This window comes from Enterobacter sp. RHBSTW-00901, assembly GCF_014103115.1.
Taxonomy (GTDB): Bacteria; Pseudomonadota; Gammaproteobacteria; order Enterobacterales; family Enterobacteriaceae; genus Enterobacter; species Enterobacter cloacae_P.
Genome location: NZ_JABXPB010000001.1, coordinates 3,574,727 through 3,596,613, shown reverse-complemented (window position 1 = coordinate 3,596,613; position 21,887 = coordinate 3,574,727). Strand labels below are relative to the sequence as shown.

Genomic DNA, 21,887 nt, shown 5'->3' with positions numbered 1-21,887 from the left:
CACGGGCGGAGAGGAAACCTCTTCGCCCGTGCCAGTAATTACCCGTTCAAAGGGCGATTATTTTTTGTCTTTCACTTCTTCGAACTCAGCGTCGACAACATCGTCGTCTTTCGCGTTGTTCGCAGATGCGTCAGCGCCTGCCTGCTGTTGAGCATGCTGCTGCTGAGCGATTTCCATCAGCTTCTGGGAAGCCTGTGCCAGCGCCTGCATCTTCGCTTCGATGTCCGCTTTGTCTTCGCCTTTCAGAGACGTTTCCAGCGCGCTCAGTGCAGTTTCGATAGCCGTTTTGTCTTCCGCTGGCAGTTTATCGCCTGCTTCTTCAACCTGCTTACGGGTGCTGTGCAGCAGATGGTCACCCTGGTTACGGGTCTGAACCAGCTCTTCGAACTTACGGTCGGATTCCGCGTTAGCTTCGGCATCACGAACCATTTTTTCGATTTCAGCTTCGTTCAGGCCAGAAGATGCCTTGATGGTGATCTTCTGCTCTTTACCGCTGTTTTTGTCTTTTGCAGACACGTGCAGGATACCGTCAGCATCGATATCGAAGGTCACTTCGATCTGCGGCATGCCGCGTGGTGCCGGGTTGATACCGTCCAGGTTGAACTGACCCAGAGACTTGTTATCAGACGCACGTTTACGCTCACCCTGAATCACATGGATGGTTACCGCAGACTGGTTGTCTTCAGCGGTAGAGAACACCTGGCTGTGTTTCGTTGGGATGGTGGTGTTTTTGTTGATGAGCGCAGTCATCACACCGCCCATGGTTTCGATACCCAGAGACAGCGGGGTAACGTCCAGCAGCAATACGTCTTTCACTTCACCGGTCAGCACGCCACCCTGAACCGCAGCACCAATTGCTACCGCTTCGTCCGGGTTAACGTCTTTACGTGGCTCTTTACCAAAGAACTCAGCCACTTTCTTCTGAACCATTGGCATACGCGTCTGACCACCCACCAGGATAACGTCCTGGATGTCAGATACGGACAGACCAGCGTCCTGCAGTGCAACTTTCAGTGGCTCGATAGAACGGTTCACCAGGTCTTCTACCAGGCTTTCCAGTTTTGCACGGGTCACTTTGATGTTCATGTGTTTTGGACCGGTCGCGTCTGCAGTGATGTACGGCAGGTTCACGTCGGTCTGCTGAGCGGAAGACAGTTCGATCTTCGCTTTCTCAGCGGCTTCTTTCAGGCGCTGCATGGCCAGCGGGTCGTTACGCAGGTCAATGCCCTGATCTTTCTTGAACTCGTCAACGAGGTAGTTGATCAGACGGGTATCGAAGTCTTCACCGCCCAGGTGGGTATCACCGTTGGTTGCCAGAACTTCGAAGGTTTTTTCACCGTCAACTTCGTCGATTTCGATAACAGAGATATCGAAGGTACCACCACCCAGGTCGTAAACCGCGATAGTACGGTTGCCAACTTCTTTATCCAGACCGTAAGCCAGTGCAGCAGCGGTTGGTTCGTTGATGATACGTTTTACTTCCAGACCTGCGATACGGCCGGCATCTTTAGTTGCCTGACGCTGAGCATCGTTGAAGTATGCAGGAACGGTGATAACCGCTTCAGTTACTGGCTCACCCAGATAATCTTCAGCCGTTTTCTTCATTTTTTTCAGCACTTCTGCAGAGATCTGCGGTGGTGCAGTTTTGGTGCCTTTCACATCAAGCCATGCATCGCCGTTATCTGCAGCAATGATTTTGTAAGGCATGATAGAAACGTCACGCTGAACTTCTTCGTCCTGGAAGCGGCGGCCAATCAGGCGTTTAATCGCAAACAGGGTGTTTTGCGGGTTTGTCACTGCCTGACGTTTAGCCGGCTGACCAACCAGAGTTTCACCATCCTGGGTATAAGCAATGATAGAAGGCGTGGTGCGATCGCCCTCGGCGTTCTCCAGCACGCGTGCAGTAGTGCCATCCATAATCGCTACACAAGAGTTGGTAGTACCCAGGTCGATACCAATAATTTTACCCATCTAAACGTCTCCACTAAAAATTCAGTCAACATGTGGTTGTGTACCTGTAATAAGGGCAGAACGTGCTTTTTCAACTGCCCAGATTTGATTTTTTTCAGGTCCACACACTGCGGTTGCTTACAAGATGGGGTCGCAACGGCATCCATCAAGGGGGAGGGATAAAAAATTTTTTAATTTCACCCCGATGAGATCATAGACGGCATCGATTGCGCCCATTATGATGCCGCGCCCCGTCAGGGAGAATTGACGCGGGATTCACCATTTCACCATATTAATGATGATTTTTCTGAGGACTTATGGGCAACACTAAGTTGGCTAATCCGGCTCCGCTGGGCCTGATGGGTTTTGGCATGACCACTATCCTGCTGAACCTGCACAACATCGGGATGTTCCCGATGGACGGCATTATCCTGGCGATGGGCATTTTTTACGGCGGTATCGCACAAATCTTCGCGGGCCTGCTGGAATATAAGAAAGGCAACACCTTCGGTTTAACTGCCTTTACCTCTTACGGTTCTTTCTGGCTGACCCTGGTTGCCATTCTGCTGATGCCTAAAATGGGTCTGGCAGAAGCCGCAAACGCGCACTTCCTGGGCGTCTACCTGGGCCTGTGGGGTGTCTTCACCCTGTTCATGTTCTTCGGTACTCTGAAAGCGAACCGAGCACTGCAGTTCGTCTTCCTGAGCCTGACCGTGCTGTTCGCCCTGCTGGCTGTTGGCCATCTGGTGGATAACGAAGGCATTGTTCACGTGGCAGGCTGGATTGGTCTGGTGTGTGGCGCAAGCGCGATCTACCTGGCAATGGGCGAAGTGCTGAACGAACAGTTCGGCTGCACCATTCTGCCGATTGGTGAAAAACACTAATCTTTAACGTGCCTGCCTGCGCAGGCACGTCATTTCTGTCATATCCCCTGCTTTTCTGCCCCATGCAACTGTTGCGCCGAAGGGCGATAGAACCATATTCCTAATGCCAGCCCCATCAGCGAAAGCGCCAGCACATACCAGGCAGGAGCCATCGGTGAGACCCCCATCAACACGGTGACGACAATCGGCGTCAGTCCACCAAAAATGGCATACGAGACGTTATACGAGAAAGAAATACCGGTGAAACGGACCTCCGGCGGGAATGCGCGTACCATCACGTACGGTACTGCGCCGACAACCCCCACGCACAACCCCACCACACCGTACAGCAGGAACAGCTGTTCAGGATGGCTGCCCGCAAGGTGGTAGAACGCCCAGCTTGATGCCGCCAGCAGGAGGCTACCAATAATAAAGGTCAGGCTGGCTCCAATACGGTCAATTGCCAGCCCGGCGGCCAGACAACCGAAACAGAGCATAATGGTCGCAATGCTGTTTGCCTGTAACGTCACCGCTGGCGCGAAGCCATACTGTTTTTGCAGCCAGACAGGGGACATCAAAATAACAACCACGATGCCTGCCGACAGCAGCCAGGTGAGGAGCATCGACACCACCACCGCTTTCTTGTGGCGCAGCACAACCGCTTTTACCGGTAGTTCCTGCGCCAGCGCCTTGCGTTGCTGCATTTCGAGGAAAACGGGCGTCTCCTGCAACCAGCGGCGCAAATACATCGCCACCAGGCCAAACGCCCCGCCCAGCAGGAACGGAATACGCCAGCCCCACTCATGCACGGCCTGTTGCGTCATGCTGGTATTCACGATGGTTGCCACCACTGAACCCAGCAAGATCCCGACGGTCAGTCCCGCGGTTAAGGTTCCACAGGCAATACCCATGCGGCGCACCGGAACATGTTCGGACACAAACACCCAAGCCCCCGGCACTTCACCGCCAATTGCCGCCCCCTGAAGAATGCGCATCAGCAACAGCAGTAACGGGGCAAAGATGCCTGCCGTGGCATAGGTTGGCAGCAGACCAATAGCCAGCGTCGGCACGGCCATCAGCAGAATACTGAGGGTAAACATCTTCTTACGCCCGACCATGTCGCCAAAATGCGCCATTACAATGCCACCCAGTGGACGAGCCAGATACCCGGCAGCAAAAATGCCGAAGGTCTGCACCTGGCGCAGCCACTCCGGGATATCCGCCGGGAAGAAAAGCGCGCCCACCACGGCGGCGAAGAAGACGAAAATGATGAAATCGTAAAACTCCAGCGCGCCGCCTAAGGCCGCGAGCGTAAGCGTTTTGTAGTCCTGTCGATTCAGAGGGCGGGGAGAATGTGACATAGCGTACCTTTCAGGCGTTTTTATATTTTTACAGCAATCGTAAAGAAAAAATTACTATACCGTAAAATGTTACGCACGCTATGGCTGATACGACGAATGTCACATATCAATTAATTTCAGGATATTGTCTCGCGACGTGCGCTTTTAGGGCGAAATGCTGCTACCACTTTGTCGTCGGTTTCCACATACGGGCCATCCAGCAACTGTATACAATACGGTACACTTGCGAAAATCCCGTGCACGATCACGCTGCCATCGGCGGCTTTAAGCCCTTCCAGCGTCTCTTTGATCGACTTCGGCTGACCTGGCAGGTTCAGGATCAACGCCTGTTTGCGGATCACACCGACCTGGCGGGAGAGGATGGCGGTCGGAACAAAGTGTAGACTGATCTGGCGCATCTGCTCGCCAAAGCCCGGCATTTCGCGATCGGCAATCGCCAGCGTGGCATCCGGCGTCACGTCGCGGCGTGCAGGCCCGGTTCCCCCGGTGGTCAGCACCAGGTGGCAGCTCATTTCGTCCACCAGCTCACACAGCGTCTGCTCGATGATCGGCTGCTCGTCCGGGATCAAGCGGGTCTGAATTTCAAACGGGGTGGTCAGCGCACTGCCCAGCCACTCTTCCAGAGCAGGGAGGCCTTTATCCTGATAAACACCGCTGGAGGCGCGGTCAGAAATCGACACTAAGCCGATGCGTAAGGTATTCATATCCATTCCATTCAAATAATGCAGTTAAAGGGAATGATACACGCAGAGGGGAAAGACAGACAGAGTACGAAAGAAGTAGCGTGACCGGGAACCCGGTCACGCAGAATGATTACAGCAGGTCGCCGATCATTTTTTCCAGTTTGCCCTGGTCAACAGCAAACTTACGGATACCGTCCGCCAGTTTGTCTACCGCCATTGGATCCTGGTTGTGCTGCCACAGGAACTCAGATTCAGTGATGCGCTCTGGGCGTGCTTTCACTTCACCGGTGTAGGACAGTTTACGCTCGATTGCGCCTGCGCTTTCAGACAGCTCTTTCAGCAGTGCAGGTGCGATGGTCAGGCGGTCACAGCCAGCCAGCTCGATGATTTCACCGACGTTACGGAAGCTTGCGCCCATAACAACAGTCTCATAGCCGTGCTGTTTGTAGTATTCGTAGATTTCAGTAACAGAAACCACGCCTGGATCTTCTGCAGGTGCGTACTCTTTCTTGTCGGTGTTGGCTTTGTACCAGTCCAGAATACGGCCCACGAACGGAGAAATCAGGTATACGCCTGCTTCTGCGCATGCACGCGCCTGCGCGAAGGAGAACAGCAGGGTCAGGTTACAGTTGATACCGTCTTTTTCCAGCTGTTCTGCAGCGCGGATGCCCTGCCAGGTAGAAGCCAGTTTGATCAGGATACGGTCATTGCTGATACCCGCATCGTTGTACATTTTGATCAGACGTTTTGCTTTAGCAATAGACGCTTCGGTGTCGTAGGACAGACGCGCATCAACTTCGGTAGAGATACGGCCAGGAACCAGTTTCAGGATTTCCAGACCGATATTCACTGCCAGTTTGTCAGTTGCATCCACAACCTGCTGCGCACGATCGTTGCTCTGCGCTTTCGCCCAGGTCACAGCGTCGTCGATCAGTTTGCGATACTCAGGGATCTGTGCGGCGTTAAGGATCAGAGAAGGGTTAGTTGTGGCATCCTGCGGCTGGTACAACTTCATTGCCGCGATATCTCCGGTGTCAGCTACGACAGTGGTGAACTGACGAAGGGAGGTCAATTTATCCGTCATGATAGTATTTCTCTTTTAACGTGCCCTGGATAATTCACGCTACCGACAGTAAGCCTGCAGCGGAAAAATGACAGGTTTACTTGTTAGGGGGGTGTAACCGGTCTGCCCTGATGATAACACGACGGAGGGGTAGCGCAACCGCAGACAGTGCGCTTAGCCATAGTATGATAAACTCACAATATTAACAGGCCGCTAAGTAACAGCATGCGCAATCAGTGGTAACGCTTACATATTCACCCTGGCATCAACAAGAGGGACGTTAATGCCTGATTTTTTCTCGTTTATCAATGAAATCCTCTGGGGTTCGATAATGATATATCTGCTGCTTGGGGCAGGTATATGGTTCACGCTACGCAGTGGTTTTATCCAGTTTCGTTATATTCGCAAGTTTGGCAAAAGTCTGAAAAACAGCCTCTCTCCGCAACCCGGCGGATTAACGTCATTTCAGGCACTCTGTACCAGCCTTGCGGCGCGCGTCGGCAGCGGTAACCTGGCGGGCGTTGCGCTTGCCATCAGCGCCGGTGGCCCGGGAGCCATCTTCTGGATGTGGATTTCGGCAATCATCGGCATGGCCACATCGTTTGCCGAATGTTCACTCGCACAGCTCTACAAAGAAAAGGACAAGAACGGTCAGTTCCGCGGTGGCCCAGCCTGGTATATGGCCAGGGGACTGGGGATGCGCTGGATGGGCGTCCTGTTCTCACTCTTTTTACTCATCGCTTACGGCCTTATTTTCAATACCGTTCAGGCAAACTCCGTTGCCCATGCGATGCGCTATGCGTTTCAGTGCCCGGAGTGGATAACCGGTGCCACGTTAGCCGCTTTCGCCCTGCTGACTATCTCCACGGGGCTTAAAGGCATTGCGCGCCTGATGCAGTGGCTGGTACCCGTCATGGCGTTACTGTGGGTGAGCACCAGTCTCTTCGTCACCTTCATGAACATCAACCTGTTGCCGGATGTCATCGCCACCATCTTCAGGAGCGCCTTTGGCTGGCGAGAAGCAGCCTCTGGTGCGCTGGGTTACACCGTCAGCCAGGCGCTTACGGCTGGTTTTCAGCGGGGAATGTTCTCGAACGAAGCGGGAATGGGCTCAACACCCAATGCCGCAGCCACCGCCGCGTCGTGGCCTCCCCACCCTGCCGCACAAGGTATTGTGCAGATGATTGGCGTGTTTACGGATACCATGATGATCTGTTCCGCCAGCGCCATGATTGTGCTGCTGGCTGGCCCTCTTTCTCATTCATCCGGAACGGCCGGAATACAGTTGGTTCAGGAGGCGCTGGTCAATCTTACCGGTAGCTGGGGAGCCGGTTTTGTCTCGCTTATCGTCAGTCTGTTCGCCTTTAGCTCGATTGTGGTGAACTACGTTTATGCCGAAAACAACCTCATCTTCCTGAAGCTAGACTCCCGGAATATGCTCAGGCTACTGCGCCTGGGGGTGATACTGATGGTGATGGCCGGTTCCCTGCTCAGCATGCCGCTGGTCTGGCAGCTGGCGGATGTCATTATGGCGCTGATGGCGATCACTAACCTGACGGCGATTTTGCTGCTTTCTCCGGTTGTGACCCTTATTGCCCGGGATTATCTTCGCCAGCGCAAGCTTGGCGTTAAACCGGTGTTTAACGTCTCACGTTATCCGGATATTGCATCGCAAATCGCGCCCGACGCATGGGATGATTTGCCGCGGCAATAACAGCTATCGATCAATTCAGGGCGATTTTTTGCTAAAGTCGCTCTAAATTTCCTGCAAGGACTGGATATGCTGATTCTTATTTCACCTGCAAAAACGCTCGACTACCAGAGCCCGCTCGCCACCGGGCGCTATACCCAGCCCGAATTGCTGGACTATTCGCAACAGCTGATCCATGAAGCGCGCAAACTCTCCGCACCACAAATTGCTTCACTGATGAGCATCAGCGATAAACTCGCCGATCTTAACGCGACCCGCTTCCATGAGTGGCACCCGGACTTCACGCCGACCAACGCACGCCAGGCCATTCTGGCCTTTAAAGGCGATGTCTATACCGGCCTGCAGGCAGAAGAGTTCAGCGAAGCCGACTTTGATTTTGCCCAGCAGCATCTGCGTATGCTGTCGGGTTTGTATGGTGTCCTGCGTCCGTTGGATCTGATGCAGCCCTACCGTCTGGAAATGGGTATCCGCCTGGAAAACGCCAAAGGCAAAGATCTGTACCATTTCTGGGGCGATATCATCACCGACACGTTAAATGCAGCGCTGCACGCGCAGGGCGATAACGTGGTGATCAACCTGGCGTCCGACGAATACTACAAATCCGTGAAGCCGAAAAAGCTGGATGCGGAAATCATCAAGCCCGTCTTCCTCGATGAGAAAAACGGTAAGTTTAAGGTCATCAGCTTCTATGCCAAAAAAGCGCGTGGCCTGATGAGCCGCTTCATTATTCAGAACCGCCTGACGAAGCCGGAGCAACTCACCGGATTTAACAGTGAAGGTTATTTCTTTGACGAAGAAGCGTCGGGGAAAGGTGAGCTGGTGTTTAAGCGCCACGAGCAGTAAAACAAAACCCCGCCCACTGGCGGGGTTTGCATTAGTGATGCTTCCATTCAGGCCCCGGACGGTGGTCGTCGCGGTGGTCGTCATGGCGGTCATCATGACGTTCGTCACGATCGCGATATTCATCATGTGGATGCCAGCGGTTATCGCGCCATTCATAATGCGCCCTCCACCAGTCATGGTCGCGCCAGTGGTCGCCATCCCAGTAGTGGCCACGATTATCCTGATCGCCAATCTGCAGTTTTACCGCAGGAACGAGGGTAATCTCAGCAGCCTGTACCGCCAGGGGAGCGAGCAGCATCAGCGAAAGAGCCAGCAGAGCAGGTTTCAGTTTAGACACAGGTGACTCCTTTTAATCTTGCCCAACGTGGGCCGATGTCAGGAGATTACGTGAGGGGAACGGGGGATGTTATTCTCTGCAATCCTAATCTCTAAGTGACCGCATTTATTGGGAATTTCTGCATTTTTCCTGCTTTTTTTCTCCTTAATTTCTCCATAAAAAAAGCCGGGTGGCGGCTGCGCCTGACCCGGCTTACAGTATTCGTCGACATTACCCGCGGGTCATCATCAACTTACGTAATGCAGCAAAATCCGCTGGCAGTTCGTGAGACAGCAGCGGCAGATCAGCACGGTCTGCCAGTTCTTTTGGCAGCGGCAGCGTTTCACCGAGGATCGCCTCTACGCTCTCTTTAAACTTAGCCGGATGGGCAGTCCCCAGGAACAGGCCATACTCTCCCGGATTGAGCTGATCGCGCAGCGCACGATAGGCAATTGCCGCATGCGGCTCAGAGGTATACCCCACCGCTTTCAGTTCACGCATGGTGTCTTTGGTGGTTTCATCCGAGACTGCCGCATAACCCAGATCGCCCAGACGCCAGACCTTACGGCGGAACAGCTCTTCCACACGCGGCCAGTTGTTTGGCTGGCTCACATCCATTGCATTGGAGAGCGTCGCCTGCGTCGCATTCGGTGCCCATTTACCGTCTTTCAGGAAGCGCGGCACGGTGTCGTTGGCGTTGGTGGCGGCGATAAAGCGTTTCACCGGCAGGCCCAGAGATTTCGCCAGCAGGCCAGCCGTCAGGTCACCAAAGTTACCGCTTGGCACAGAGACAACCAGCTGATTACGGGCTTCCTGCGGCAACTGCGCAACTGCTTCGAAGTAGTAACAGATCTGCGCCAGCAGACGACTGATGTTAATGGAGTTCGCCGAATTCAGACCCAGCGCGACTTTCAACTCTTCATCATCGAAGGCCTGCTTGACCAGCGCCTGGCAGGCGTCGAAATCGCCGTCGATCGCCACGGTTTCAATGTTACCACCGAGGGTACAGAACAGTTTTTCCTGCAGCGGGCTGATTTTGCCTTTCGGGTAGAGGATCACCACGCGGACATTTTTCAGGCCGTAGAACGCATGGGCAACGGCTGCACCGGTGTCGCCGGAGGTAGCCGTCAGAATGGTTACCGGTTTGTCGCCACTGATGTGAGTCAGCATCTGCGCCATAAAGCGACCACCGAAGTCTTTAAACGCCAGCGTTGGGCCGTGGAACAGCTCCAGGCAACCGACGTCCTGCTCAACCTGGCTGACGGGAGCCGGGAAGGCAAACGCCGCACGCACGCGCTCTTCCAGCAGTTCCTGCGGGATTTCGTCGCCGATAAACGCGGACAAAATTTTGGTGCTGCGGGTAACAAAATCCTGCTTCAGCAGTTCATCAATATCCGTCAGTTGAAATTCCGGCAGGTCATGGGGGAAAAACAGCCCCTGATTTTTGCCCAGCCCCTGAGTCACCGCCTGCGCGAAGCTGACCTGCTCGTTATGATCTTTAAGGTTATAGAGTTTCATGCGTTATCCCAGTACTCGTGCGCCTGCCGTGTCCAGACGGCAAATATGAACAAAGCCTTCCTGATTTTGCAGGTAGTGTTTAGAGAGCCAGTCCGCCACGCGCTGCGCAGTGTCTGGTTTGTCGCACAGGGCGAACAGCGTCGGGCCGGAGCCGGAGATGCCGCACGCCTGCGCACCGATATCCATTGATGCCTGTCGCGCCTCATTAAAGCCTGGCAGCAGCTTAGTGCGATACGGTTCGGCAATCACATCCTTCATCAATTTAGCTGCCAGGTGCGGCTGACGGGTGTAGCAGGCATGAATAAAGCCCGCCAGATGACGCCCGTGGGCAATACAGTCCTGACGACGATACTGCGCAGGCAGGATCGCGCGCGCTTCAGCAGTGGACACTTTAATGCCCGGATAGGCCAGCACCCACAGCCACTCATCAAACCCTGGCACCTGCTGGCTGATGATGCCATTTTCTTCAATCATCAACTGCATGCCGCCGAGGAAGCACGGTGCCACGTTGTCGTAATGAATGCTGCCGGAGATACGGCCTTCCAGCTCACCCATTAAGCCCAGCAGGCGGTTATTATTCAGTGGTTTGCCGCAGTGTTCGTTCATCGCCACCAGTGCGGCGACCACGGAGCAGGCGCTGGAACCCAGACCAGAGCCAATCGGCATACTTTTTTCCAGCGTCATGGTGACCGGCACCTTTTTGCCAATCTCCTGACAGAAGCGTTCCCAGCACTGATATACGATATTCTCGCGTGGGTCGGATGGCAGTTTGCTGGCAAAACGGCCCACATTATTCAGGCTGAAGCTCTCCGCCGCCTCAACCGTTACCGTATCGCCCAGCAGTGAACCATCAACCGGCGTAACCGCCGCACCCAGCACATCGAATCCGACGCTCATATTGGCGCTGGAAGCCGGGGCATAAACTTTGACCATGTTAAACTCCTAACTTCCATGACAGGGTACGCAGCAGATCGGCAAAGACACCCGCCGCCGTAACATCGTTCCCTGCACCATAACCGCGAAGCACCAGCGGCAATGGCTGATAATAGTGGCTGTAAAACGCGAGGGCGTTTTCGCCGTTTTTGACTTTGAACAGCGGATCGTTGCCATCCACTTCGGCAATCTTCACGCGGCACACGCCATCTTCTTCAATATTGCCAACATAGCGCAATACCTTACCTTCATCACGGGCTTTCGCAACGCGAGCGGCAAAGAGGTCGTCAAGCTTTCCTAAATTCGCCATAAAGGCGCTGACATCACCGCTGTCATCAAATTCTGCCGGCAGTACCGGCTCAATCACAATATCCGAAAGCTCCAGCTCACGACCGGTTTCACGCGCCAGAATCAACAGCTTACGCGCCACGTCCATACCGGAGAGATCGTCACGCGGGTCTGGCTCGGTGTAGCCCAGTTCACGCGCGGCACGGGTCGCTTCTGACAGGCTCATTCCCTCATCCAGCTTGCCGAAGATAAACGACAGCGAGCCAGAAAGGATACCGGAGAAACGTTGCAGCTCATCCCCCGCGTTCAGCAGGTTTTGCAGGTTTTCGATAACCGGCAGGCCCGCCCCCACGTTGGTGTCATACAGGAACTTACGGCGCGACTTACTCGCCGCCAGGCGCAGCTGGTGATAGTACGCCATTGACGAGGTGTTGGCCTTCTTGTTTGGCGTGACCACGTGGAACCCTTCACGCAGGAAGTCTGCGTACTGATCGGCAACCGCCTGGTTCGAAGTACAGTCAACAATCACTGGGTTAAGCAGGTGATACTCTTTCACCAGACGGATCAGTCGACCCAGATTGAACGGCTCTTTCGCATCGTCCAGCTCCGCCTGCCAGTTTTCCAGATTCAGGCCATGTACGTTGGTCAGCAGCGCTTTGGAGTTGGCAATTCCGCAGACGCGCAGATCAATATGTTTCTTCTTTAGCCACTCCTGCTGACGCTTAACCTGCTCCAGCAACACACCACCCACTCCGCCTACGCCGATCAGGAACAGCTCAATCACCTGGTCAGTGTTGAACAACATCTGATGCACCACGCGTACGCCAGTGGTCGCGTCGTCGTTATCCACGACGACCGAGATTGAGCGTTCGGATGAGCCCTGCGCAATGGCCACGATGTTGATATTGGCCCGCGCCAGCGCGGCAAAGAATTTGGCGGAGATACCGCGCAGCGTGCGCATACCGTCGCCCACCACGGAGATGATCGCCAGACGTTCCTGAATGGCGAGCGGCTCCAGCAACTCTTCTTTCAGCTCCAGGTAGAACTCTTCTTCCAGCGCGCGACGGGCACGCAGGCAGTCGCCCTGCGGCACACAGAAGCTGATGCTGTATTCGGAAGAGGACTGGGTGATCAGCACCACGGAGATGCCGTTGCGGGACATAGCTGCAAACACGCGCGCCGCCATGCCAACCATCCCTTTCATGCCTGGGCCGGACACGCTAAACATGGCCATATTGTTCAGGTTAGAAATGCCTTTCACCGGCAGGCCATCTTCATCGGTACTGGCCCCAATCAGCGTACCTGGTGCTTGCGGGTTACCGGTATTTTTAATCAGGCAAGGGATCTGGAACTGCGCAATCGGGGAGATGGTACGAGGGTGAAGCACTTTAGCGCCGAAGTAGGAAAGCTCCATCGCTTCCTGATAAGACATCGACTTCAGCAGTCTGGCGTCTGGCACCTGGCGCGGGTCACAGGTATAGACACCGTCAACGTCAGTCCAGATCTCACAACAGTCTGCACGTAAACAGGCTGCCAGCACGGCGGCGGAGTAGTCAGAGCCGTTACGGCCCAGCACCACCAGTTCACCCTTCTCGTTTCCGGCGGTGAAGCCCGCCATCAGGATCATATGGTCAGACGGGATTTTGCTCGCGGCAATGCGGCGGGTCGATTCGGCAATATCGACCGTAGATTCGAGGTAGTGACCTACCGCCAGCAGTTTTTCAACCGGATCGATCACCGTGACGTTATGACCGCGCGCTTCCAGCAGTCCCGCCATGATGGCAATCGAGAGTTTCTCACCACGGCAGATCAGCGCGGCGTTGATGCTGTCAGGGCACTGGCCGAGCAGGCTGATACCGTGCAGAACGTGTTTGATGTGGGCGAACTCTTGCTCAACGAAGGTTTTCAGCTGTGCAAGCGGGAAGCCGGGTTGAGCCTCCGCCAGACCCTGCAGCAGCTCGGCGAAGATACGCTCGGCATCGCTAATGTTCGGGAGTGCATCCTGGCCACCGATGGTTTTTTCAATCATCGCCACCAGATGGTTCGTGATTTTCGCCGGAGCAGAGAGCACGGTTGCAACCTGCCCCTGCCTGGCGTTGTTCTCCAGGATATCGGCAACACGCAGAAAACGTTCCGCATTTGCCACTGATGTACCGCCGAACTTCAACACTCGCATGGTTCTACCTCATTTCCTTTAGCCGAAAAAAAAGCCCGCACTGTTTGGGTGCGGGCTTTTTTCTGTTTTTCCTGTACGCGTCAGCCCGCATCGTTACCTGTGGTAATGATGGTGGTTGTAGTAATGGTGGTGATGCTGATGCGTTTCATGGATGTTGTGTACTCTGTCATTATTATCTGTCTGTGCTGTATTCTTTTAGGGTTAAAGGATCAGGCTCGTTAAGTCAATTAATTTTTAATTTGATCACAATTCGGGACACTTTCACGTCCCGCTGCTTGCAGATTTATTTTCATCCGATTCCCCCTGATACACCTCACGACATTAGACGGTTACGCCATAATAAAAAAATATGACAGCATTTTACTCGGCTAATTTTTTTTCAATATCGTGCAGCAAACGGTGCAACATTGCCGTGTCTCGTTGCTCAAGACGCCCAAGCCGCTGTTGTAACCAGTCGGCCATTTTGAGGTCATCCGCAACACCAAGCTGCGTTAACAGCGTTTGTGCACGCACACGCAAGGCGGCGAGCTGGTTCTCATCTGTCCCGGTCGGCTGAGCGGGTGCAGTTTGCATTAAAGATGCTAATTGATAGCAATAGACCATCACCGCCTGGCCCAGATTAAGAGACGGATAATCCGCCACCATCGGCACACCGGTCAGGACATCTGCCAGCTCCAGTTCTTCGTTGGTTAATCCAGAATCTTCACGGCCAAAGACCAGCGCCGCTTTCGTTAACCACTGGCTTCTCTCACGCAACACGGGAACCAGCTCAGCCGGTGTGGCGTAGAAATGAAACTTCGCCCGGCTGCGCGCCGTGGTTGCCACGGTAAAAGAAATATCGTGTAGCGCATCGGCGAGTGTGTCGTAAGTGGTTATATTATCAAGAATATCACCCGATCCATGTGCCACCCAACGGGCCGCGGGTTCCAGGTGTGCCTCGCTCCCGACAATACGCAAATCGGCAAAACCCATAGTCTTCATGGCGCGCGCCGCAGCGCCTATATTTTCTGCTCTGGCTGGGGCAACCAGTACAATCGACAGATGCATTTATGCTCTCTTTTTAATCAGTTAGCGGGTAAAAATGTGATGCGCCTCAACATATTACGCAGCACGAATTTACAAATTTGCAACAGAAATCACCGAAATAGCGCTTTTTAATAAATTAAAAATACTAAACTATTCTGAGGCTGAACAATCAGTTAGAATGTTAACAAATACTCATTATCCTTATGTTTTATAATGATAATGACCATATGAATACCTTTCTATGATTGGATTCGTATTGTTTATCAATCAATGTCCACAACTAGTTGGTTTATTGAAAATTTGTGACAAAGGCTAGCATTCAGCTACGATGATTTCATCAAACTGTTAACGTGCTACAATTGAACTTGATATATGTCAACGAAGCGTAGTTTTATTGGGTGTCTGGTGTCACTTAGCCTGTTATGTTGCTGTTAAAATGGTTAGGATGACAGCCGTTTTTGACACTGTCGGGTCCAAAGGGAAAGTACCCACGACCAAGCTAATGATGTTGTTGACGTTGATGGAAAGTGCATCAAGAACGCAATTACGTACTTTAGTCACGTTAAGCCGGTCATGTTAATTTGCGACATGTATCAGGCAGGTCAGGGACTTTTGTACTTCCTGTTTCGATTTAGTTGGCAATTTAGGTAGCAAACATGCAGACCCCGCACATTCTTATCGTTGAAGACGAGTTGGTAACACGCAACACGTTAAAGAGCATTTTCGAAGCAGAAGGCTACGATGTCTTTGAAGCGACCGATGGCGCAGAGATGCATCAGATCCTTTCTGAAAATGATATCAACCTGGTCATTATGGATATCAACCTGCCGGGCAAAAACGGCCTTCTTCTGGCACGCGAGCTGCGTGAACAGGCGAACGTTGCGTTAATGTTCCTGACAGGCCGTGACAACGAAGTTGATAAAATTCTTGGTCTGGAAATCGGTGCGGATGACTACATCACCAAACCGTTTAATCCTCGCGAGTTAACCATTCGTGCACGCAACCTCCTGTCCCGCACCATGAACCTGGGCACGGTCAGTGAAGAGCGTCGTAGCGTAGACAGCTACAAATTCAACGGCTGGGAACTTGATATCAATAGCCGTTCACTGATCAGCCCGAACGGTGAGCAGTATAAACTACCGCGCAGCGAATTCCGCGCGATGCTGCACTTCTGTGAAAACCCGGGCAAAATTCAGTCCCGTGCAGAGCTGCTGAAGAAAATGACCGGTCGCGAGCTTAAGCCACACGACCGTACCGTAGACGTGACTATCCGCCGTATTCGTAAACATTTCGAATCTACGCCAGATACGCCGGAAATCATCGCCACAATTCACGGCGAAGGGTACCGTTTCTGCGGAGATCTGCAGGAGTAATCCCGCAGTCAGACCATAAAAAAACGGCGCTTTTGCGCCGTTTTTTTTATTTCCAGATCCGCATTGTGTCGTCATCCGGGTTGGCCGGAGGCATCGGTCGCTTCGACTGCGAGAGTGAATACCAGTCGAAGTGACGGGTCAGATACATCACCGCAAACAGCGCCATTGCAAGGACAGCGGAACCCAGCAGTAACGCACTGTCCTCAGAACGCAGCAGAAACCACATCACCACATCAAGCCCCAGCAGAGCCAGCACAAACATTCCGCTTCGTTTCCAGCTTTTCAGCACTGCCTGCAGGTATACGCTATTCATCAACGCACCGACAAGGCTTGCAATAATCCAGGCGGGGGTAAATCCTGCGTGCTCAGACAACGCCAGTAATACCAGATAGAACAGCACCAGCGATAACCCCACCAGCAGATACTGCATCGGGTGCAGGCGCAGCCCGGTTAAGGTCTCGAAAACAAAGAAAGCCATAAAGGTCAGTGAAATCAGCAAAATAGCGTACTTAATCGCGCGGTCAGTCAGTTGATACTGATCGGCAGGTGTTGCCACCGTCACGCTAAAGGCCGGGATTTCAGCCCATTCAGGCGACCCATCGCCATGAAACCAGCTTTCCATATTGTTAGCAAACCAACTGCTCTGCCAGTTTGCCTGAAAACCAGAATCACCAATTTTGTGTTTCACCGGCAGATAGTCGCCCATAAAGCCCGGATGCGGCCAGTTGCTGGTAAGCTGCATTTCGCTATTACGTCCCACCGGGACAACCGCAAAACTACCGGTTCCCGCCAGGTTTAGCGACATCCCGAATGCAAACGTTTTTGTCTCAAGTGCTTTATCGGTCAGCGGGATATGAATACCGGAAAGCGTCCCATATACGCCTGAACCCGGCTCTACATCTGGCGTCTCACCGTTGATATTTGCAACCTTCACCGTGCCAATTCCCCGGGCATCACCAACGCCGACAACGATAAACGGCTGCCCCAGGGTCACCGTTTCCCCTTTCAGTTGCGCCATTTTCTCTGTGTTAAATTGCGCGTTTATCTTCAGATCCGTGTTCCAGATTTGCCCGTCATAGATCCCAATATTGCGGGACTCTACGTGCTGGTTTCCTTCAACAAGCAGAGTTTCTGGCAGAATGAAGTGCATATAGCGTTTCTTGTATTCGACCTTCTTCTCATCCTCTAACTTGTAAAAGATCTCCGTCACCGGAATGGCAATCAACGGACCGACCAGTTTTTGCGGTCCACTGGTACTTTGACGAAGCGTGTTTTCGACATCGTTGCGGTAACTTTCACGCTCTGAAATCAGGTTACTGACCATAAACAACGGAACCAAAAGCAGCAGGATGCACCCCAGTAGGGTGCTTACTTTCCAGAACAGGGGGGATTTCATCATAACGTCTCCTTTGTGATGAGGAGAGCGTAACCAGGCTGTGTGGGGTCAGTTTGAAGTTATGTGAAGGGACGGTGAAGTGTCAGCGTGGCAATCACGCCCCCTTCTTCCCGATTGTGTAGACCGATCTCCCCTTGATGCAGACGTGCGACTTCCTGGACAAATGCCAGCCCAAGCCCGCTGCTCTTCAACCCGTTCTCACGCGGAAGCGAATAAAAACGTTCGAAAATACGCTCAAGCGCATAATCCGGGATCCCACTTCCGCTATCGGTGACAGTCAGTTGTACCTGCCTGTGCCCCTCTCTGGACGACAGTTCAATGGCTCCGCCCTGCGGCGTAAAGTCGATGGCGTTATCCAGTAAATTACCCAGCGCCTGTTCGAGCAGGTCCGCATCCCCCTCCACCTGTAACGCCGTACTTTCACAGGTCAGCGTGATATTTTTAGCTGCCAGTAGCGACGAGCGCGCATCGCTCAGTCGCGTAAATAGCGTGTCGATACTGACACTCGCGGGGACAATCTCTATCCGATTTTCAAGCCGCGCCTGGGTGAGCAGTTTTTCAACCAGCAACTGCATACGCGCATTTTGTACCAGAATATTATCGATAAACCGCGCGGCCACCTGCGGCGGTGGCTGCTCGGAGAGAATTTCTGCCGCGCCTCGAATGGCCGCGATCGGGCTTTTCAGCTCATGGGTGAGGGCGTGAACATAGTGTTCAATATAGTTTTTCCCTTCCAGGCGAATACGCATGTTCTCCAGTGCCTGCGCCAGTTTGCGCAGTTCACTGCTGCCGGGGTCAGGTAACGGCAAAGGTATATCATTGCTCACGGAATCGGCATAGCGCGAGAGGGTACCGATCGAGCGGTTGATCCACGCTGCCACCACCAACCCTATCAGCAAAGCAATACCGAGCAGTGCCCCTCCTGCCCACAGGATCCGTCGCTCGCTACGGTGGATGACGGGTGCCATCGCGCTATTGGGTTTCCCCACAGAGAGCACACCAATGATTTTGCCCTGATCCACAACGGGCGCAGCAACATACATCACCGTGCTCTCTGGATCACCCGGACGGCTCTGGGTACTACGTGCCCCGTATTCCCCGCGAAGCGTCAGCCAGACATCATTCCATCGCGAGTAATCTTTACCCACGGCCAGACCAGCAGAATCAAACACCACCCTGCCCTGCGCATCGGTCATGTAAACGTGATACTCGTTACGGACTTTTTGAATGCCGCCGATACTGGCGCGAAAAGGGTGCTGATGGAGCAGTGAAAATGCCTGCGCCAGTTTGCCTTGTTGCGCATTACCCGAGAGCACATCATCACGCCCCACTTCGGCCAGTAAAGTGGCGGTATCGATTAGCGTGCCCTCGGTTGCCCTGCGAACGCCAGGCTTCACTTCCTGAACAAAGATCGACAGCACAAACCACGCGGCGATAGCCACAATCAGGAAGTACCCCAACAACAACCGCATCCCAATGCGCATTAATAAAGCCCCAGACTATAGCCCATACCCCGATGGGTGCTGATGGGTGAAAGCGTCTCGTTCACCGTTCGCAGCTTGGCACGCAGGGTCTTGATGTGGGTATCCACGGTACGATCGAAACTGTCGCCGTCTTCGCCCCACACCTTGTCCATTAACTGTTGACGGGAAAATACGCGCCCCGGTGCCTGTAACAAGGTTTTGAGCAGCAAAAACTCGTAGCGGGTCAGGGGCAACGGTTCGTCAAACCAGCTAATTCGCGCAGCAGGTTCGTTCAGTTCAAACTGGCCGATACGAACAATCTCTGTGGGTGCGGCCGACTTTTGCATCCGTCGTAAAATTGTCCGCACCCGCGCGCACACTTCTCGTGGGGAGAAAGGTTTGGCGACGTAATCATCCGCCCCCATTTCAAGGCCAAGCAACTTGTCCACTTCATCACTGCGCGCTGTCAGAAACAGTATCGGCAGTGACGGATGCTGCGCCAGCAACTGACGGCACAGCTCAAAGCCGCTGATATCCGGCAACCCGACATCCAGAATGGTGAGCGCGGGAACCTGCCGCCGCGCCTCCTCCAGCACCGGTAAGCCCCGTTCAAACGTCTTTACCGCAAACCCCTCCTGCTGGAGCATATAGACCAGCGTATCAGCGATGCTGATTTCGTCTTCAACCAGCCAGACCACAGGTTGTTGCATGGTTCGTCCCTGAATTAATGCCACGGCATAATCGGCACTGCACTCAGCGCGTTTTTCGGCGAACCATCGACCACTTTGTCGGAGTAAGCCAGATATGCCAGAGCGTTACGTTTTGCATCGTAAAAACGCACAACCTGCAGTTTTTTGAACACCAGAGAGGTCCGTTTCTGGAATACCACTTCCCCCTGAGCTTTACCGTTTTTGATTTTATCGCTCAGCTCAACCGGGCCAACCTGCTGGCACGAAATGGCCGCGTCTGAGGTATCTTCCGCCAGCCCCAGACCGCCTTTAATACCGCCCGTTTTCGCCCGACTGATGTAGCAGGTGACGTTTTGCACGTCCGGATCGTCAAACGCCTCCACCACGATTTTGTGGTCCGGACCAAACATTTTAAACACGGTATCGACGGAGCCGATCTGCTCTGCCTGGGCGACGCGCCCCACCATCAACATCAACGCGGTAAAGAGTAAAGTCTTGTATTTCATATTGTTACCATTCTTTAAATTTACGCTGGGTGATTATTCAACACTTTAGATAAAAATGTAGCAAGATCACAGGATTAGAATATATTTGCCCAAAATATGCGGCAAAAGGCATTTATGTGCAAAAAAAACACTGAATGCTAAAACATCAAAAAATGCTATTATCCGCTAACCTGTTATCAGGCACCTGCTGTTTTAAGGATGAGGATAGTATATGGATCAGGCTGGAATTATTCGCGACCTGTTAACCTGGCTGGAAGGTCATCTTGACCAGCCTTTGTCACTGGATAATGTGGCGGCTAAAGCAGGCTATTCCAAGTGGCATCTGCAGAGGATGTTCAAGGATGTCACCGGTCATGCTATCGGTGCCTATATTCGCGCACGTCGTTTATCAAAGTCTGCTGTGGCATTGCGCCTGACCGCGCGCCCGATTCTGGATATTGCCCTGCAGTATCGTTTCGATTCGCAGCAAACGTTCACCCGCGCCTTTAAAAAACAGTTCTCGTTGACGCCAGCGCTGTATCGTCGCTCGCCAGACTGGAGCTCATTTGGTATACGTCCGCCGCTACGCCTGGGCGAATTTGCGATGCCAAAATATGAAATACTCACCCTGCCTGAGACCCACTTGATTGGCACAACGCAGAGTTACTCCTGTTCTCTGGAGCAGATTTCCGAGTTCCGCCATCAGATGCGCGTTCAGTTCTGGCGTGATTTCCTGAGTCATGCCCCGGCCATTCCGCCGATTCTGTACGGTCTCAACGAAACGCATCCAAGCCAGGAAAAAGACGACGAGCAGGAAGTGTTCTACACCACCGCATTAACGCCTGAGATGGCAAATGGCCACGTTCAGGGTTCTAAGCCGGTCGTGCTGCAAGGCGGCGAATACGTGATGTTCTCGTATGAAGGGCTGGGGACGGGCGTGCAGGAGTTTATCCTGACCGTTTACGGAACCTGCATGCCAATGCTGAATCTGAATCGCCGTAAAGGTCAGGATATTGAGCGTTACTACCCGGCAAAAGATGCAAAACCGGAAGAAGGCCCTATCAATCTGCGTATGGAATTCTTGATCCCGATACGCCGTTAACGCTGCAGTTCATCGAGTGCAGGGGCATCAAGATGCGAAATGTCCCCTGCCATCTCCACCACCCAACCCGACGCCAGCCACAGACTTTCCTGATAATCGATACGGGAAATCGAGCAGTTGCGCAGGCGCAAACGACGTTCAGCATAGGCCGGTAACCCCAGAATGGTGCTGACCAGGCAGCCCAGCGCGATACCGTGACTCACCAGCAGCGGACGGCTCCCCGCCGGAAGCTTCAGGCATTCTGCCAGTGCCGCATGCATACGCACGCTCAGTTCCTGCATGGATTCACCTTCAGGAATACGGCCATCTTCAGTACCGTTCACCAGCGTGCGACGCCAGTCCTCTTCTGCTTTTGTCAGCGTATCAATATGGCGTTTTTCCAGTACGCCCATATCCAGCTCGCGCAGGCGCGGCTCAAGCATGACGTCACACCCGCAGGCATCCGCGATAATGCGTGCAGTCTGCTGCGTGCGACCTAAATCGCTTGAAATAACATGAGTAATGCCCAGCGTTCTGGCGCGTTCCGCCACCTGCCACGCTTGCTGCACACCCTTTTCGGTAAGAGGACTGTCTGACTGGCCTTGAATACGTCGCTCGGCGTTCCACTGCGTTTCACCGTGGCGAACAAGGTATACCTGTAACATGCTT

General features: G+C 53.4%; 21 protein-coding genes and 1 other annotated feature. Of the genes, 5 read left to right on the top strand and 16 right to left on the bottom strand.

The features are described 5' to 3' along the window. Nucleotides 1–57: 57 nt before the first annotated feature. Nucleotides 58–1,971 carry a molecular chaperone DnaK gene (gene dnaK / locus HV318_RS17345; protein ID WP_182273688.1) on the bottom strand — a complete coding sequence of 638 codons (1,914 nt, stop codon included), beginning with the start codon at nucleotides 1,969–1,971 and terminating at the stop codon, nucleotides 58–60. A 296-nt stretch (nucleotides 1,972–2,267) separates the two neighbouring features. Between dnaK and satP the strand changes: the two genes are divergently transcribed. After that, nucleotides 2,268–2,834 (top strand): acetate uptake transporter, encoded by a 567-nt coding sequence (gene satP, locus HV318_RS17340; RefSeq protein WP_182273687.1) that lies wholly within the window; start codon nucleotides 2,268–2,270, stop codon nucleotides 2,832–2,834. 38 nt (nucleotides 2,835–2,872) lie between these two features. Here satP and HV318_RS17335 read toward each other — a convergent pair whose 3' ends face one another. The 3 genes from HV318_RS17335 to tal all read right to left on the bottom strand — a co-directional run bounded on the left by HV318_RS17335 (nucleotide 2,873) and on the right by tal (nucleotide 5,941). After that, a complete protein-coding gene (locus HV318_RS17335) occupies nucleotides 2,873–4,174 on the bottom strand; it encodes an MFS transporter (RefSeq protein ID WP_182273686.1) in 1,302 nt (433 codons plus the stop codon). 116 nt (nucleotides 4,175–4,290) lie between these two features. After that, on the bottom strand, nucleotides 4,291–4,878 hold the full coding sequence (gene mog / locus HV318_RS17330; RefSeq protein WP_182273685.1) for a molybdopterin adenylyltransferase: 588 nt from the start codon (nucleotides 4,876–4,878) through the stop codon (nucleotides 4,291–4,293). A gap of 109 nt (nucleotides 4,879–4,987) precedes the next feature. Continuing rightward, a complete protein-coding gene (gene tal, locus HV318_RS17325) occupies nucleotides 4,988–5,941 on the bottom strand; it encodes a transaldolase (protein WP_182273684.1) in 954 nt (317 codons plus the stop codon). A 262-nt stretch (nucleotides 5,942–6,203) separates the two neighbouring features. Here tal and HV318_RS17320 point away from each other — a divergent pair, with 262 nt between their 5' ends. Together HV318_RS17320 and yaaA are read left to right on the top strand one after the other, a co-directional pair. Next, the gene (locus tag HV318_RS17320; RefSeq protein WP_182273683.1) at nucleotides 6,204–7,634 is read left to right on the top strand and encodes an alanine/glycine:cation symporter family protein; all 1,431 of its coding nucleotides are present in this window, start codon (nucleotides 6,204–6,206) and stop codon (nucleotides 7,632–7,634) included. A 66-nt stretch (nucleotides 7,635–7,700) separates the two neighbouring features. Continuing rightward, complete coding sequence (yaaA, locus tag HV318_RS17315) at nucleotides 7,701–8,474, top strand: peroxide stress protein YaaA (RefSeq protein ID WP_182273682.1); 774 nt, start codon at nucleotides 7,701–7,703, stop codon at nucleotides 8,472–8,474. A 31-nt stretch (nucleotides 8,475–8,505) separates the two neighbouring features. Here yaaA and HV318_RS17310 read toward each other — a convergent pair whose 3' ends face one another. The 7 genes from HV318_RS17310 to yjjY form a co-directional block, all read right to left on the bottom strand. Further along, on the bottom strand, nucleotides 8,506–8,811 hold the full coding sequence (locus HV318_RS17310; protein ID WP_182273681.1) for a DUF2502 domain-containing protein: 306 nt from the start codon (nucleotides 8,809–8,811) through the stop codon (nucleotides 8,506–8,508). 210 nt (nucleotides 8,812–9,021) lie between these two features. Continuing rightward, nucleotides 9,022–10,308: a threonine synthase gene (gene thrC / locus HV318_RS17305; protein WP_182273680.1), complete on the bottom strand. Its 1,287-nt coding sequence runs from the start codon at nucleotides 10,306–10,308 to the stop codon at nucleotides 9,022–9,024. Nucleotides 10,309–10,311: 3 nt separating this feature from the next. After that, the gene (gene thrB / locus HV318_RS17300) at nucleotides 10,312–11,241 is read right to left on the bottom strand and encodes a homoserine kinase (protein WP_182273679.1); all 930 of its coding nucleotides are present in this window, start codon (nucleotides 11,239–11,241) and stop codon (nucleotides 10,312–10,314) included. 1 nt (nucleotide 11,242) lies between these two features. Next, a complete protein-coding gene (gene thrA / locus HV318_RS17295) occupies nucleotides 11,243–13,705 on the bottom strand; it encodes a bifunctional aspartate kinase/homoserine dehydrogenase I (RefSeq protein WP_182273678.1) in 2,463 nt (820 codons plus the stop codon). 24 nt (nucleotides 13,706–13,729) lie between these two features. Continuing rightward, nucleotides 13,730–13,847, bottom strand: a sequence feature (Thr leader region). After that, complete coding sequence (thrL, locus tag HV318_RS17290) at nucleotides 13,786–13,854, bottom strand: thr operon leader peptide (RefSeq protein ID WP_072039575.1); 69 nt, start codon at nucleotides 13,852–13,854, stop codon at nucleotides 13,786–13,788. It overlaps the preceding feature by 62 nt. A gap of 211 nt (nucleotides 13,855–14,065) precedes the next feature. Then, on the bottom strand, nucleotides 14,066–14,752 hold the full coding sequence (locus tag HV318_RS17285) for a tRNA/rRNA methyltransferase (protein ID WP_182273677.1): 687 nt from the start codon (nucleotides 14,750–14,752) through the stop codon (nucleotides 14,066–14,068). Nucleotides 14,753–15,151: 399 nt separating this feature from the next. Next, a complete protein-coding gene (yjjY, locus tag HV318_RS17280; protein WP_001541509.1) occupies nucleotides 15,152–15,292 on the bottom strand; it encodes a YjjY family protein in 141 nt (46 codons plus the stop codon). 95 nt (nucleotides 15,293–15,387) lie between these two features. Here yjjY and arcA point away from each other — a divergent pair, with 95 nt between their 5' ends. Beyond that, nucleotides 15,388–16,104 (top strand): two-component system response regulator ArcA, encoded by a 717-nt coding sequence (arcA, locus tag HV318_RS17275; protein ID WP_003856501.1) that lies wholly within the window; start codon nucleotides 15,388–15,390, stop codon nucleotides 16,102–16,104. A 46-nt stretch (nucleotides 16,105–16,150) separates the two neighbouring features. Here arcA and creD read toward each other — a convergent pair whose 3' ends face one another. Genes creD through creA form a run of 4 tightly spaced genes read right to left on the bottom strand, consistent with a single transcriptional unit; the run spans nucleotide 16,151 to nucleotide 20,158 of the window. Continuing rightward, on the bottom strand, nucleotides 16,151–17,503 hold the full coding sequence (gene creD / locus HV318_RS17270) for a cell envelope integrity protein CreD (RefSeq protein ID WP_182273676.1): 1,353 nt from the start codon (nucleotides 17,501–17,503) through the stop codon (nucleotides 16,151–16,153). 56 nt (nucleotides 17,504–17,559) lie between these two features. Then, nucleotides 17,560–18,984 carry a two-component system sensor histidine kinase CreC gene (gene creC / locus HV318_RS17265; protein WP_182273675.1) on the bottom strand — a complete coding sequence of 475 codons (1,425 nt, stop codon included), beginning with the start codon at nucleotides 18,982–18,984 and terminating at the stop codon, nucleotides 17,560–17,562. Continuing rightward, a complete protein-coding gene (gene creB, locus HV318_RS17260; RefSeq protein WP_182273674.1) occupies nucleotides 18,984–19,673 on the bottom strand; it encodes a two-component system response regulator CreB in 690 nt (229 codons plus the stop codon). The genes creC and creB overlap by 1 nt, the downstream gene beginning before the upstream one ends. 14 nt (nucleotides 19,674–19,687) lie before the next feature. Continuing rightward, nucleotides 19,688–20,158, bottom strand: a complete 471-nt coding sequence (creA, locus tag HV318_RS17255) for a protein CreA (RefSeq protein ID WP_182273673.1) — start codon at nucleotides 20,156–20,158, stop codon at nucleotides 19,688–19,690. Between the two features lie 211 nt (nucleotides 20,159–20,369). On the opposite strand from creA, the gene robA reads away from it, so the two are divergent. Beyond that, nucleotides 20,370–21,239, top strand: coding sequence for an MDR efflux pump AcrAB transcriptional activator RobA (robA, locus tag HV318_RS17250; RefSeq protein ID WP_182273672.1), 870 nt, complete (start codon nucleotides 20,370–20,372; stop codon nucleotides 21,237–21,239). On the opposite strand, the gene gpmB is transcribed toward robA, so the two are convergent. Beyond that, nucleotides 21,236–21,883: a 2,3-diphosphoglycerate-dependent phosphoglycerate mutase GpmB gene (gpmB, locus tag HV318_RS17245; protein WP_182273671.1), complete on the bottom strand. Its 648-nt coding sequence runs from the start codon at nucleotides 21,881–21,883 to the stop codon at nucleotides 21,236–21,238. The two genes, robA and gpmB, sit on opposite strands and share 4 nt — an antisense overlap. Nucleotides 21,884–21,887: the final 4 nt, after the last annotated feature.

Excerpts from the sequence above, each read along its gene's own strand:
- dnaK (WP_182273688.1), bottom strand. The coding sequence starts at position 1,971 with ATGGGTAAAATTATTGGTATCGACCTGGGTACTACCAACTCTTGTGTA.
- satP (WP_182273687.1), top strand. The coding sequence starts at position 2,268 with ATGGGCAACACTAAGTTGGCTAATCCGGCTCCGCTGGGCCTGATGGGT.
- HV318_RS17335 (WP_182273686.1), bottom strand. The coding sequence starts at position 4,174 with ATGTCACATTCTCCCCGCCCTCTGAATCGACAGGACTACAAAACGCTT.
- mog (WP_182273685.1), bottom strand. The coding sequence starts at position 4,878 with ATGAATACCTTACGCATCGGCTTAGTGTCGATTTCTGACCGCGCCTCC.
- tal (WP_182273684.1), bottom strand. The coding sequence starts at position 5,941 with ATGACGGATAAATTGACCTCCCTTCGTCAGTTCACCACTGTCGTAGCT.
- HV318_RS17320 (WP_182273683.1), top strand. The coding sequence starts at position 6,204 with ATGCCTGATTTTTTCTCGTTTATCAATGAAATCCTCTGGGGTTCGATA.
- yaaA (WP_182273682.1), top strand. The coding sequence starts at position 7,701 with ATGCTGATTCTTATTTCACCTGCAAAAACGCTCGACTACCAGAGCCCG.
- thrC (WP_182273680.1), bottom strand. The coding sequence starts at position 10,308 with ATGAAACTCTATAACCTTAAAGATCATAACGAGCAGGTCAGCTTCGCG.
- thrB (WP_182273679.1), bottom strand. The coding sequence starts at position 11,241 with ATGGTCAAAGTTTATGCCCCGGCTTCCAGCGCCAATATGAGCGTCGGA.
- thrA (WP_182273678.1), bottom strand. The coding sequence starts at position 13,705 with ATGCGAGTGTTGAAGTTCGGCGGTACATCAGTGGCAAATGCGGAACGT.
- HV318_RS17285 (WP_182273677.1), bottom strand. The coding sequence starts at position 14,752 with ATGCATCTGTCGATTGTACTGGTTGCCCCAGCCAGAGCAGAAAATATA.
- arcA (WP_003856501.1), top strand. The coding sequence starts at position 15,388 with ATGCAGACCCCGCACATTCTTATCGTTGAAGACGAGTTGGTAACACGC.
- creD (WP_182273676.1), bottom strand. The coding sequence starts at position 17,503 with ATGATGAAATCCCCCCTGTTCTGGAAAGTAAGCACCCTACTGGGGTGC.
- creC (WP_182273675.1), bottom strand. The coding sequence starts at position 18,984 with ATGCGCATTGGGATGCGGTTGTTGTTGGGGTACTTCCTGATTGTGGCT.
- creB (WP_182273674.1), bottom strand. The coding sequence starts at position 19,673 with ATGCAACAACCTGTGGTCTGGCTGGTTGAAGACGAAATCAGCATCGCT.
- creA (WP_182273673.1), bottom strand. The coding sequence starts at position 20,158 with ATGAAATACAAGACTTTACTCTTTACCGCGTTGATGTTGATGGTGGGG.
- robA (WP_182273672.1), top strand. The coding sequence starts at position 20,370 with ATGGATCAGGCTGGAATTATTCGCGACCTGTTAACCTGGCTGGAAGGT.
- gpmB (WP_182273671.1), bottom strand. The coding sequence starts at position 21,883 with ATGTTACAGGTATACCTTGTTCGCCACGGTGAAACGCAGTGGAACGCC.